A 12525-nucleotide genomic window follows, 5' to 3' on the forward strand; every position below is an offset into this window, starting at 1 on the left:
CTGGTCTCCCTGTTTTGCGTTCAGCGTTTGAAATTGGCTTGGGTGAAGGGCAGGCGCGCCACACGGACGGGCTGACGCTTGCCGCGCAGCTCGCCGAAAAGGCGCGTATCGGGTTCGGCCATCTCGCGCGGGACGTAGCCCATCGACATCGGCGCGCCGATGGTCGGTCCGAAAGCGCCCGAGGTGACATGTCCCACCGGGTCGCCGCCCTCCGGCTCGGCGAACAGCCGCGTGCCCTCGCGCATTGGCGCGCGGCCCTCGGGGCGCAGCCCGACGCGGGCGCGCGGTGCGCCGTTCTGCAGCTCGTCAAGGATCCGGTCCGCGCCTGGGAAGCCGCCCGCGCGATCGCCGCCCGCGCGGCGCACCTTCTGGATCGCCCATTTCAGACCGGCCTCGACCGGGGTTGTGGTGGTGTCGATGTCATGCCCGTAAAGGCACAGTCCGGCCTCCAGTCGCAGGCTGTCGCGCGCCCCGAGGCCGATGGGCTCCACATCGGCGTGCTCCAGCAGCGCGCGCGCCAGCGGCTCGGCCAGATGCGCCTCGACCGAGATCTCGAACCCGTCCTCGCCCGTGTAGCCGGACCGCGAGATCCACAGCTCGCCAAACTCCGACGGGACTAGGCCCACGTCCATGAACCGCATCTCGGCCACCTCCGGCACGAGGGCCGCAAGCGCGGCCTCCGCCGACGGCCCCTGCAGTGCCAGAAGCGCGCGGTCGATGACCTCCTCGACCTCGACGCCGTCGAGATGCGCGCGCATGTGGGCGATGTCGTCGGCCTTGCAGGCCGCGTTGACCACCGCGAACATGTGATCGCCGCGATTTGCCATCATCAGATCGTCAAGGATGCCGCCCGCGTCATCGGTGAACATCCCGTAGCGCTGCCGCATCACGCCAAGGCCCAGAAGATCGACGGGCACCAGCCCCTCCACCGCCGCGGCAACCTCGCCGTAGCCGCCCGGCGCGCGCAGGATCACCTGCCCCATATGGCTGACATCGAACAGCCCGGCCTTCGACCGGCAATGCAGATGTTCCTTCATCACCCCGAGAGGATATTGCACCGGCATGTCATATCCCGCGAAGGGCACCATCTTGGCGCCAAGCGCGTGATGCAGCGCGTTGAGTGGTGTGATTTGCAGATCAGACATCCGCGTCCCTTCTCGTTGTCAAGGTCCGGATCAGACGCTGATCTATCCGGCACCGTCAATACGCGCCCTCGACATGGCCGCGCCGCGATGCCCCCTCTGTCCTTTCGCCTGAGATCGCTATCCCTTCGGCGTCCCACGTATATCGCGGGATCTCTCCAGAGTTTCATCGACCTGACAGGTCCCTGTGGCCTGAGAGTTTCCGGGGCGGTTGCTCCTTCGGCACCGGCACGTGCCGGTTCTCCCTGTCTGGTCACTTGAAAGGTTAGTCGAGTATATCCCCGTCTTCAAGGCCGTTGCGGGCACGGCGCGATGGAAAAGATCGCGAAGAGGGCGTCGTTGTCGCAGACCAGCGCATCAAGCGTCACCCCGTCGAGCTGCGCGAAGAACGCCTCTACCGCGTCGGCAATCGCCAGACGCAGCCGGCAGGCACGGGTCAGCGGACAGGTATTGTCGGCATCGGCAAAGCATTCGGCGACGGGCGTGTTCTCTTCGAGGCGGCGGAACACCTCGCCCACGCGGATCTCTTCGGCCGGACGCGCCAGCGTGACGCCCCCGGTACGCCCCCGCCGTGTGCGCAGGAATCCCAACTGGCCCAAGCGGTTGATGATCTGCGCCAGATGACTTTCAGAAATGTTGCACCGTTCGGCGATCTCGGATTTCGTCACCAGACGACCCTCGTTTGCTGCACAGAACATGAGCAGCCGCATGGCGATGTTGGCGCGTTTGGTGATCCGCATGACCGAGAATGCCCCGTACTTGAACTCGGGCAGGATTGCGCCGACAGTGCTGCGACACATTGATCCAGATCAGGACGAACGGAAAACCCTCATGCAGGATGCATATTTTTTCGGCTATGGCAGCCTCGTGAATCGGGCCCCGCACGGATTCGCGGATGCGCGCGCGGCACATCTCGCGGGCTGGCGGCGGATCTGGCGGCATACCGATCTGCGGCCCGTGGCGTTCCTGACGGTGGTGCCCGACCCGAACGCCGAAATCGAGGGCCTGATCGCGCCGGTGCCCGACGCGGACTGGGCCGCGCTCGACCGGCGCGAGGCGGCATATATGCGCGCGCCGGCAGCCGATCAGGTGCGTCACACCCTGCCGCACGCCCCCCAGATCGCGGTCTATACCATCCCCGAGGGGCGGCACGGCGCGCCGGACGCCGCGCGGCCCGTCCTGCTGAGCTATCTCGACGTTGTCGTACAAGGCTATCTGCGCGAATTCGGCGAGGACGGCGTCACGCGGTTCTTCGACACCACCCATGGCTGGGACGCGCCGATCCTCGACGACCGCGCGGCCCCGCGCTATCCGCGCCACGTACCGCTGCACCCGGACGAGCGCGCGATGGTCGACGCGCATCTGTCGCGGGTCGGGGCGACGCGGCTTGCGTAGGGGTGAGGCTTGGCGGATCCGGTCCGCTGCATTTGCTGCTGACGGACGATAAGGCAGCGCCATCGCATGTCCGCGGGCAGGCGCCACAACGGATTTTCGGCGCTCGTTATCCCGGCAAGCAACGCCGCAAAGCCCCCATCAACGCGCCAGCCTCGACAAATCGCCTGTCCGTGGGGCAGACATGCGATGGCGCTGCGCCGCGTATCGCGCCGGTGCGGCACCTCGATTCTACACCGCACAGCGCGCAGTGGCGAACACTGCACGCGCCGCCTGGCTCAGCCCTTCGCCCGGATCACCTGCAACAGCGGCAGCACCTTGGCCATGTCGGGCCCGTGCGCCTGTCCGGTCAGCGCCTTGCGCAAGGGCATGAACAGCGCCTTGCCCTTGCGCCCCGTCGCCTCGCGGACCGCGGCGGTCCACTGGCCCCAGGTGTCGTTGTCATGCGGACCCTCGGGCAGAAGCGTCATCGCCTCGGCAATGAATTCGGCATCCTCGGGGGCGACCTCGGGCTCTGCCCCGTCACGGAACATGACCCACCACGCCTCGAGATCTTTCAGCGTGGTGATGTTCTCGCGGGTCACTTCCCAGAATTGCGGGGCAAGGGCGTCGGGCACGCCAAGCGCAGCAATGGTGGCCGAGACATCCGAATAGGGGCGCGCGGCATTGATCCGGGCGCTGAGCGGAAAGAGGTCCCGCTCGTCGAATTTCGTCGGTGCGGCGCCGAACCGCTCGATATCGAAGCCGTCGATCAACGCGGCCATGTCACTGCGCAGTTCCACCGGATCGCTTGATCCCAACCGCGCCATCAGGCTGAGCAGTGCCATCGGCTCGACCCCGCGCGCCCGCAGTTCGCGCAAGGACAGCGTGCCCAGACGTTTCGACAGCGCCTCGCCCTGCGGTCCCGTCAGCAGCGAATGATGCGCAAACTCGGGCGGAGTGCCGCCAAGCGCCTCGATGATCTGGATCTGCGTGGCGGTGTTGGTCACGTGATCCGAACCGCGCACGACATGGGTGACCCCCATCTCGACATCATCGACGACCGAGGCCAGCGTATAAAGCACCTGCCCGTCACCGCGGATGAGCACCGGATCGCTGACCGAAGCCGCGTCGATCGACACCTCGCCAAGGATGCCGTCGCGCCACTCGATCCGCTCGTGGTTCAGCTTGAACCGCCAGACACCCGGCCCGCGTTCGGCGCGCAATGCGGTCGTTTCGTCGTCCGACAGGTTCAGCGCGGCGCGATCATAAACCGGCGGACGCCCCATGTTGAGCTGCTTGCGGCGCTTGAGGTCCAGCTCTGTCGGGGTCTCGAACGCCTCGTAGAAGCGGCCCATGCCGCGCAGACGGTCGGCGGCCTCTGCGTAGCGGTCAAGGCGCTGCGACTGCCGCTCCACCCGGGTCCAGTGCAGGCCCAGCCATTCCAGATCCTCCTTGATCGCGTCGACATATTCCTCGCGCGACCGTTCGGGGTCGGTGTCGTCGATGCGCAGGATGAATGTACCCCCCGCCTTGGCGGCGATCATGTAATTCATCAGCGCGGTGCGCAGGTTGCCGACATGGATGTGGCCGGTGGGCGACGGGGCGAAACGTGTGGTGGTCATCGGCGTCTCCTGACGGCGTGCTCTTGCTGTGGCTGGGCATGTCTCACAGCCCGCTGCGCTTGTCCAGATTGCGACGCGCGCCTCACCGCCGGTAGCGCGCCGCGAGGCGGTCGGGGTCCGCACCGCAGAGATAGCGCACGAGGGTTCCCAGATTGCGCGCCCCGCGCCGAAGCCATCCGGCGCGCATGTAACGGTCGGACGCCGTGGTGACCGCCAGCGGCATCAGCGCGATCCGGCGATCCAGCGCGCGCGCCAGCGCCACATCCTCCATCAGCGGGATGTCCGGATAGCCCCCCGCCGCCTCGTAGCTGTCGCGCGGGACAAGCAACCCCTGGTCGCCGTAAGGCAGGCCGAAGACCCGGCTGCGCAGATTGGCCCAGCCCGCCACCAGCGCCGGCATGACCCCCGCCGCGTCGAAGGACAGCCGGAACGCCGCCGGACCGCCCGCCCGCATCTGCGCCCGTGCCGTGCGGGTCCAGCCCTGTGGCAGCACCGTGTCGGCGTGCAACACAAGCAGCCACTCGCCCCGCGCCGCCGCCGCGCCGCGCCGCAACTGGCCCCCGCGCGAGGCCGGCCCGGTCACGACCTGCGCGCCCGCCGCATCGGCGATCCGACGCGTGGCGTCGCGCGATCCGCCGTCGCTGACGATCACTTCGCGGATCATCCCGGCCTGCAGGCCCTCGACCAGCGACGACAGACAAGCGGGCAGCGCGCGCCCTGCGTCAAGCGTGGGGATGATGACGGAAACAGCGGCGCGCATGACGGGCCCTTTCGTGTGCCTCGCCAGATCCTATATCTGGCAGGACTGGCAAAGGGAACGATGATGACACGCAAGGTATTCGAGATCACCGGCAGCGATGCCGAAAGCTTTTTGCAAGGCCTCGTGACAAACGATCTGGGGCGGCTGGATCATGGCCTTGTCTACACGGCGATGCTGACGCCGCAGGGCAAATACCTGGCCGATTTCTTTCTGCTGCGGCGCGGGGATGGTGCCCTGCTGCTGGATGTGGATGACAGCCTTGCAGGCCCGCTGCAGCAGCGGCTGAACATGTACAAGCTGCGCGCGGACGTGACGATCAGCGAAACCGACATGAAGGTCGGCCGCGGCACCGGCCCGGCCCCCGACGGCGCCCTGCCCGATCCACGTCACCCCGATCTGGGCTGGCGGCTTTACGGCGGTGACGGCACCGATGACGGCACCGATTTCGACGCGATCCGCGTGGCGCATTGCATCCCCGAGACCGGCGTGGAGCTGACGCCCGACACCCTGATCCTCGAGGCCGGGCTGGAAAAGCTGAACGGCGTCGATTTCCGCAAGGGCTGCTATGTCGGGCAGGAAGTGACCGCGCGGATGAAGCACAAGACCGAACTGCGCAAGGGCCTGACGGTCGTCGCTGTCGAGGGCGCGGCCCCCGCGGGCACCGAGATCACGACCCCCGAGGGCAAGCCGGCCGGCCGGCTTTACACCCAGTCCGGCGGGCGCGGCATCGCCTATCTGCGATTTGATCGGGCTGTGCCCGGCATGACCGCCGATACCGCCCGCATCGACCCCGCCTGACATGCCTGCCTGCCCGCCATGGGCCGGGCGCCGCCGCCGTTAACCACGACATGCCTTTTCAGCGGGTGTTTACCGTCTGGTCAGCCCCGTCCGCTATGCCTGACCCGAGGTTACATTTCGGCAGGATCGCGGACCCATGGCAAATTACAGCGTCTGGATGCTCGAGGCGGGCAATATCACCATAAGCGGCGGGCAGTCGCTGGACGGGGTCACGCAAGGCGACGGCACGCATCTTGTCGGGGAGACGCTGCGCCTCGACACCGCCGCTTGGCATGAAACATTCATTCGAGATGGCGGATCAGACACGCGCTTTGACGATAATGACGGCAACCAGCGGCTTGATGGCAACCAGACCATCGACGGTGCGGGCTACACCGACGGTGCCCGGGTCGAGGCCGAGTACCGGCTGACGGTCCGTGACCCGTCCTCGGGCGACACCTGGGACGTGCTGGGGTACAATGTCAACGAACCGGGGCAGTCCCCCGCCTACGGCACGGTCGAGGGGCTGGCCTTTGTCGGCCCTCCGGGCGGGTTTCCGCCAGTCGGGGTCGATCTTGAGGTGGTCGCGGCGTTCGAGGGTCCCGGCGACTATGGCCAGTCACCGATCGAGGCCGGCGCGCTGGCATCGCCCATCATCGGCGGGCCGATCTCGCCGCCCTGTTTCACGCCCGGCACGCGGATCCTGACGGATCGGGGCTATGTTCCGGTCGAGGATCTGACGCCCGGCGACGCCGTGCGCACCCGCGATGCAGGGCTGCAGCGGCTGTGCTGGGTGGGCGAGGTGGCGCTGTCTGCCGCCGATCTGCGCGCCCGGCCCCAGTTTCAGCCCGTGCGCCTTTGCGCCGATGCGCTTGGCACGGGTCGGCCCGCGCGCGACATGCTGGTCTCGCCGCAGCACCGCATCCTCGTGCGGCACTGGATGGCGGAACTGCATTTCGGCATCACCGAGGGTCTGATCGCGGCGCAGCATCTGGTCAACGGCGACACGATCTTTCGTGCGCCGCAGGAAAATGGCGTACGGTACCTGCACATCATGTGCGAGGCGCACCATATCATCTGGGCCGACAGGCTGGAAACCGAGACGTTCCGGCCCGGTCCGCAGACACTCGGTTCTGTGCCGCAGGCGACGCTCGACGAATTACTGGCCTTGTTCCCGCGCCTGCGAGACTTCGATCAACCGGCCTTCGATCCCGCACGGCCCTTGTTGCGCGCGTGGGAAGCGCGGATGATCCTGTCGGCGGATCACCGGCAAGGCCCCCGCCCCGCCGGCTGATCCGGCCGGTATCAGGCGCGTTCGGCGTAATCCATGGTATCGGTATTGACGACGATATCCTCGTCCTGCCCCACGAAAGGCGGCACCATGACCTTCACTCCGTTGTCGAGGACGGCCGGCTTGAAGCTGTTGGCGGCGGTCTGCCCCTTCACGACCGGCTCTGTCTCGACCACCTTGCACACGACCTTTTGCGGCAGGGTGACGTTCAATGCCTCGTTCTCGTGGAATTCCACCGTGATGGTCATGCCGTCCTGCACGAACGGACGGCGTTCACCGAGGATCTCGGCGGGCAGCTCGATCTGCTCGTAGGTTTCGGTATCCATGAAGACGAGGGCCTCGCCATCCTGATAAAGAAACTGCTGGTCCTTCTGCTCCAGCCGGACGCGCTCCACCTTGTCGGCGCTGCGAAACCGTTCATTGAGCTTCGATCCATTGCGCAGGTTGCGCAATTCGACCTGCGCGAACGCCCCGCCCTTGCCGGGCTTGACGTGATCGACCTTGACCGCGGACCACAGACCGCCATTGTGTTCCAGCACGTTCCCGGGACGAATCTCGTTACCATTGATCTTGGGCATTTCGGGCTTACATCCGTTTCTGCGTTTCGGTGGTGGTGCATACCGCCTGTCCGGGCGCATGACAAGCCGGGGCACTCCCACGAACTTGCCTCACAAGATATGCACCTGACGCATGCCTGCTATGTGTTTTCGCTCTATCCGAATCACCTAAAAACAGTCACAAGCGTCTGACGCCCGAAACGCAAGAGCAATAAGAACAAGGACGACTCATGAAGGATTTCGTCGATGGCACGGCCCTGAACGCAGAACAGGGCAACCGTGCGCGTAAACTATTCGCGGCCGTCGTACTGGCCGCTCTGGATGACGCCATATCCGACGACAAGAAGTATGGCAACGGCCCCGAGCAGATCGCCCGTTGGGCACGCTCTCGCGATGGACGCGAGGTGCTGAGCTGCGCCGGTATCGACCCCAACGAACGTGTGGTGGCCGGGCTTATGGATTTCGTCTCGAAGGGCGTGCGCACATCCGTCGCGCTGTCGCGCGAGGAAAGCGAGCGGCGCAATGCGGCGGCCCAGGCCGAAGCGGCCTGACCGCAGCTCAACGACCACAGGCATGAAGTCCCTGCCCGGCACCGGCAGGGACTTTTTGCATTGAAGGGCCCGCCACGGAAAAGACGGACGGGCCGGCAGGGGCAGGACATGACGCGGGCGATCATGATACAGGGCGCGGGCTCCAACGTGGGCAAGTCCATGCTGGTCGCAGGGCTGGCCCGTGCCTTTTGTCGTCGCGGCCTCGACGTCGCGCCCTTCAAGCCGCAGAACATGTCCAACAACGCCGCCGTCACCGAAGACGGGGGAGAGATCGGACGCGCGCAGGCGCTTCAGGCGATGGCGGCCGGGCGCGCGCCGCACACCGACATGAACCCGGTCCTTCTCAAGCCCGAAAGCGAGACGGGCGCGCAACTGATCGTTCAGGGGCAGCGTATGGGGCCGCTTGGCGCGCATGACTACATACGCGACAAGCCGCGGCTGATGCCGCGCGTGCTGGACAGCTTTCACCGTCTGTGCCGCGGCGCCGACCTGGTGCTGGTCGAAGGGGCCGGCAGCCCCGCCGAGATCAACCTGCGCGACGGCGATATCGCCAATATGGGCTTTGCGCGTGCCGCGGGCGTCGCCGTCATCCTTGTCGGCGATATCGACCGTGGCGGCGTGATTGCGCAGATCGTGGGCACACAGGCGGTGCTGGATGCGGGCGATGTCGCCTGCATCGCGGGATTCGCCATCAATAAGTTTCGCGGCGATGTCCGCCTGTTCGATGGCGGGCTGCGCGAAATCATCACGCGCACCGGCTGGCCCTCTCTGGGGGTGGTGCCATGGTTCACAGATGCCTGGCGGCTGCCGCCCGAAGATGTGCTCGACCTTGCCTCGACCACCGGCGGGCCATGCCGGATCGCGGTGCCGCAGCTGGGCCGGATCGCGAATTTCGACGATCTCGGGCCGCTTGCGAACGAGCCGGGCGTGTCGGTCGACATCGTGCCGCCCGGCCGCCCCCTGCCAGGTGACGCGGACCTCGTCCTGCTGTCGGGCAGCAAATCGACCATCGCCGACCTCGCCGCGTTCCGCGCAAATGGCTGGGATATCGACCTTGCCGCGCATATCCGCCGCGCCGGGCGCGTTCTGGGGATCTGCGCGGGGTATCAGATGCTTGGGCGGCGGATCTCCGATCCGGACGGGATTGAAGGCCCCCCCGATGCCGTCGACGGGCTGGGGGCGCTGGATGTCGAGACGGTCATGCGCCCGCAAAAGCGGCTCGCGCGGACCGAGGCATGGCACATCGCCTCTGGGACGCCGGTCTCGGGCTACGAGATCCATCTCGGGCAGACGCACGGCCCGGATCGCGATCGGGCGTGGCTTCGGATCGGCGACCGGCCCGAGGGGGCGGCGTCCGCCTGCGGTCGGATCAAGGGCACCTACCTGCACGGGCTGTTCGCGCCCGACCCCTTTCGCGCCGCGTTTCTGGCAGAGCAGGGCGCGGTGTCGGACCTGTCCTATGCCGCCACGGTCGAGGATACGCTGGATGCGCTCGCCGCGCATCTAGAGACGCACATGGATCTCGACCGCGTGCTGGCGCTCGCCCGCCCGGTCAACCGCGCGTGATCCGGCGCGGCAGACAGTTGGATGTCAGTCGAAATCCCGGCTTGCCAGCGCGCGATGGATCTCGCGGCGGACCAGCTTGCGCACGTTCCGGGTGATCCGCTCGCCAAGGGCGCCCTGCAACTCTTCGCGAACGATTTCCGAGACGATGTCCCGTAGGAAATCCTCATCGATGACCGTCTCTTCAAGGCTGGCGGCGGCGGGGGTGTCGGGCAGATCCCCTTGCCTGTCGTTTGCGGTCGCGGCGGGTTGCTCTTCTTCGGCTGGGGTCGCCTCATCCGCATCCTGCCAGTCCATAGCAGACCCGCTGTCGTCGCTGCGCGGGCGGGACGCGCGGTCACCCGCAGCCCCGGCTGCGTCATCCGCGCCCTCGTCCACGCGCAACGCGGCGGTCAGGATCAAGGGTTCTGTCAGGGTCCCCGCACGTTCCTCCTGCCGGTCGAGCACGAGACGCCGGATCGACGCGAGAACCGCGTCGCTGTCCGATTGGGATACGGGATCAGACATAGCTCTGCCACCATCATGTTACGCGACGAACGTACCTGTCGCACCCGGTCCACACAACCGTTTCGGCAGCGTTTTCAATCCTTGCCGAGGGCCCGCAACACCTTGTCCAGTTTTTGTCCCTGCGGGCTGACCGGGACAGGCGCGCTTTCGACGAGGTTGTAATAGGCGGACGGATCGTAGGTCTGCACCCCGAGGTTGAGATCGCGGGCCGTCAATTCGCCAAGCGCCGCAAGCACCGAATAAGCGGCGATCACCACGTCGGCATTGGCCGAAATCAGGTTTGCCCGCGCATCCAGCAGATCCTGCTCGGCATCGAGCACGTCAAGCGTGGTCCGCGCGCCCAAACGCGCCTCTTCGCGGGTCCCCTCGAAGGCGATCTCGGCGGCGCCGACGGCTTCGCGGCTGGCGACACGGCTGGCACGGGCGGCGCGCAGGTTGGCAAAGGCGTTGCCCACGTCCTGCCGGATCTGCAGCACCGCAAGGCTCAGGCCCGCGCGCTGCGCGTCGCGCTGCGCCATGGCCTGACGTACCGACGATGACAGCCGGCCACCCTGATAGATCGGGCCGTTCAATTCGACCCCGACGCTACCGCTGCGCGAGTAATCCGAATCGTCAAGGTTCTCGGACGCGCCGAGACGTGCGGTCAGGTTGAGGTTCGGACGCATCGCGGCCTGCGCGGCGCGCATGTTCAGCTCGGCCGCCGCCACGTTGCGCTGCGCCTCCAGGATGTCCGGATGACGGCGCACGGCGACCGCTTTCGCCCCTTCCACGTCGTCGGCCAGTTGCGGAAGATCGCCGGGCGCGCTCAGGTTGCCGGGATCGCGGCCCACGGCCTCGCGGAATTCCTCGACCGCGCGGGTCAGGTCGCCCTGCGCGGCGGCCAGTCCGCTTTGCGCGAGCGCCACCGAGGATTCGGCCTGCGCCACATCGGTGCGCGTCACCTCGCCCACCTCGAACCGGTCCCGTGCCGCACGCAATTCCTCGCGCAGAAGACGCAGGTTGTTCTGGCGCAGCTCGACGGATTCTCGGTTGCGGATGACGTTCATATAGGCCTGAACGGCGGTCAGCAGCACCGCCTGTTCGACGCTGATCAGGGTCTGGCGCGTGGCAAGCACGGTTTCCTTCGCGGATTCGATCAGCAGGTCCGACTGCCCGAAATCATACAGCAGAAGCCGCCCCGTGATCCCGAGATTGGCGCTGGTCGTGCCGGTGCTGCGCGTGCCGGAAAAGGACGCAAGGCCCGTCCCGCTGGAGGTGCGGCTGAAATCGCGGGCGATCCCGGCCGACCAGTCGATGATCGGGCGCAGCTGCGAGACCGCCTGCGCCACGTCCTCGTCGGCGGCCCGCAGCAAGGCCCGGTTCTGCTGCAACAGGCCGCTGTTCACATACGCGCTTTCCAACGCCTCGCCGAGGGTTTCCGCCCGTGCGCCCCCCGGCGCGACAAGCGTGACGACAAGGCCCAGAAGGGCAGCGGGACGTGCGATGCGGCGCCTGAGGTTCATCATGCAAACTCCTTTGCGGGAACGGGCGCCCTTCACAGCGCGAACTCTGACTGCCGTTCGAATCCGGGCATGACCGGCGCGCCCGCATTGAACGAATCGCGCCAGTTGATCCAGCCGTCATGTTTGTAGCCGATCCGGACCACGCCCAGTTCACCCTCCATGAACAGGCATGCGATGCGCCCGCCCTCCTTGACCTGGGCCGTGATGGCCTCGGGCAGATGCTCGACCCCGCCCTGCAGAACGACGACGTCGTAAGGTCCGTGATCGGGCGCCCCTGCGGTCAGGTCGGCCTGCTGCACGATGACATTGTCGGCGTCATGTTCCGACAGAAGGCGCTGCGCCTCTTCGGCAATCTCGGCATCCGACTCGACCCCGACGACGGCTTCGGCCATGCGCGCGATCACCGCCGAGGAATACCCGTAGGCCGGTCCGATATCGAGCACGAGGTCATCCGCCTGGATATCCAGCGCATCGAGCATCTTGGCCAGGATGCGCGGGTCCAACACGACCCGCCCGCCCCCCAGATCGAGGCTTTCTCCCAGATACGCCGCCTCGCGCAGGCGGCGGGGCACGAAGGCCTCTCGCGGCACGGACAGCATGGCGTCGATGATCGGGAACTTGGTCACATCCGACGGTCGGACCTGGGTATCCACCATCACGGTGCGCCGCGCGGCGTAGTCAGTCATGTGCGTCACTTTCGGCTTCGAACATCATGGGGTGGTTCTGACACAGAAGGCGACCGGCGGCAACGGTTATGGAGGGCGGCCCACAGCCCGCCCCGGCCTGTGTCCGGGGTCCGCCCCGGATAGACGACTGATTTTATCGGGATTGACAGGGCGCATATTTGCCGCCAGAAAGATGGAGCCAAGCCAGTCCGTC

Annotated in this window: 13 protein-coding genes and 1 riboswitch; of the genes, 5 read left to right on the forward strand and 8 right to left on the reverse strand. The window is 66.8% G+C overall.

The genetic code is table 11. From position 1 onward, the window contains the following. Positions 1-20: 20 nt before the first annotated feature. Positions 21-1145: a glycine cleavage system aminomethyltransferase GcvT gene (gcvT, locus tag ACROSR_RS07650; RefSeq protein ID WP_432683693.1), complete on the reverse strand. Its 1125-nt coding sequence runs from the start codon at positions 1143-1145 to the stop codon at positions 21-23. A gap of 166 nt (positions 1146-1311) precedes the next feature. Beyond that, positions 1312-1399: riboswitch (glycine riboswitch) on the reverse strand. Between the two features lie 30 nt (positions 1400-1429). Beyond that, positions 1430-1882 (reverse strand): RrF2 family transcriptional regulator, encoded by a 453-nt coding sequence (locus ACROSR_RS07655; RefSeq protein WP_432683817.1) that lies wholly within the window; start codon positions 1880-1882, stop codon positions 1430-1432. A gap of 91 nt (positions 1883-1973) precedes the next feature. Between ACROSR_RS07655 and ACROSR_RS07660 the strand changes: the two genes are divergently transcribed. After that, a complete protein-coding gene (locus tag ACROSR_RS07660) occupies positions 1974-2537 on the forward strand; it encodes a gamma-glutamylcyclotransferase family protein (protein WP_432683695.1) in 564 nt (187 codons plus the stop codon). Between the two features lie 275 nt (positions 2538-2812). On the opposite strand, the gene gltX is transcribed toward ACROSR_RS07660, so the two are convergent. Together gltX and ACROSR_RS07670 are read right to left on the reverse strand one after the other, a co-directional pair. Continuing rightward, positions 2813-4138, reverse strand: a complete 1326-nt coding sequence (gene gltX, locus ACROSR_RS07665) for a glutamate--tRNA ligase (protein WP_432683697.1) — start codon at positions 4136-4138, stop codon at positions 2813-2815. 82 nt (positions 4139-4220) lie between these two features. Further along, entirely contained in the window at positions 4221-4898 is a 678-nt protein-coding gene (locus ACROSR_RS07670; RefSeq protein WP_432683699.1) for a TIGR04283 family arsenosugar biosynthesis glycosyltransferase, read from the reverse strand. Positions 4899-4958: 60 nt separating this feature from the next. On the opposite strand from ACROSR_RS07670, the gene ygfZ reads away from it, so the two are divergent. Together ygfZ and ACROSR_RS07680 are read left to right on the forward strand one after the other, a co-directional pair. After that, complete coding sequence (gene ygfZ, locus ACROSR_RS07675) at positions 4959-5696, forward strand: CAF17-like 4Fe-4S cluster assembly/insertion protein YgfZ (RefSeq protein WP_432683701.1); 738 nt, start codon at positions 4959-4961, stop codon at positions 5694-5696. A gap of 136 nt (positions 5697-5832) precedes the next feature. Then, the gene (locus tag ACROSR_RS07680; protein WP_432683703.1) at positions 5833-6969 is read left to right on the forward strand and encodes a Hint domain-containing protein; all 1137 of its coding nucleotides are present in this window, start codon (positions 5833-5835) and stop codon (positions 6967-6969) included. Positions 6970-6980: 11 nt separating this feature from the next. On the opposite strand, the gene efp is transcribed toward ACROSR_RS07680, so the two are convergent. After that, the gene (efp, locus tag ACROSR_RS07685) at positions 6981-7544 is read right to left on the reverse strand and encodes an elongation factor P (RefSeq protein ID WP_432683705.1); all 564 of its coding nucleotides are present in this window, start codon (positions 7542-7544) and stop codon (positions 6981-6983) included. Positions 7545-7753: 209 nt separating this feature from the next. On the opposite strand from efp, the gene ACROSR_RS07690 reads away from it, so the two are divergent. Together ACROSR_RS07690 and ACROSR_RS07695 are read left to right on the forward strand one after the other, a co-directional pair. Beyond that, positions 7754-8074 (forward strand): DUF6280 family protein, encoded by a 321-nt coding sequence (locus ACROSR_RS07690; protein WP_336420653.1) that lies wholly within the window; start codon positions 7754-7756, stop codon positions 8072-8074. A gap of 108 nt (positions 8075-8182) precedes the next feature. After that, a complete protein-coding gene (locus ACROSR_RS07695) occupies positions 8183-9640 on the forward strand; it encodes a cobyric acid synthase (protein WP_432683707.1) in 1458 nt (485 codons plus the stop codon). Between the two features lie 24 nt (positions 9641-9664). Here the strand turns inward: ACROSR_RS07695 and ACROSR_RS07700 are convergent, their stop codons facing one another. The 3 genes from ACROSR_RS07700 to ACROSR_RS07710 form a co-directional block, all read right to left on the reverse strand. Then, complete coding sequence (locus tag ACROSR_RS07700; protein ID WP_432683709.1) at positions 9665-10144, reverse strand: hypothetical protein; 480 nt, start codon at positions 10142-10144, stop codon at positions 9665-9667. Between the two features lie 74 nt (positions 10145-10218). Then, positions 10219-11649: a TolC family outer membrane protein gene (locus tag ACROSR_RS07705; RefSeq protein WP_432683711.1), complete on the reverse strand. Its 1431-nt coding sequence runs from the start codon at positions 11647-11649 to the stop codon at positions 10219-10221. 29 nt (positions 11650-11678) lie between these two features. Further along, complete coding sequence (locus tag ACROSR_RS07710; protein WP_432683713.1) at positions 11679-12332, reverse strand: protein-L-isoaspartate O-methyltransferase family protein; 654 nt, start codon at positions 12330-12332, stop codon at positions 11679-11681. Positions 12333-12525: the final 193 nt, after the last annotated feature.

It is taken from the genome of Roseovarius tibetensis (genome assembly GCF_050896375.1).
GTDB classification, from domain to species: Bacteria; Pseudomonadota; Alphaproteobacteria; order Rhodobacterales; family Rhodobacteraceae; genus Roseovarius; species Roseovarius tibetensis.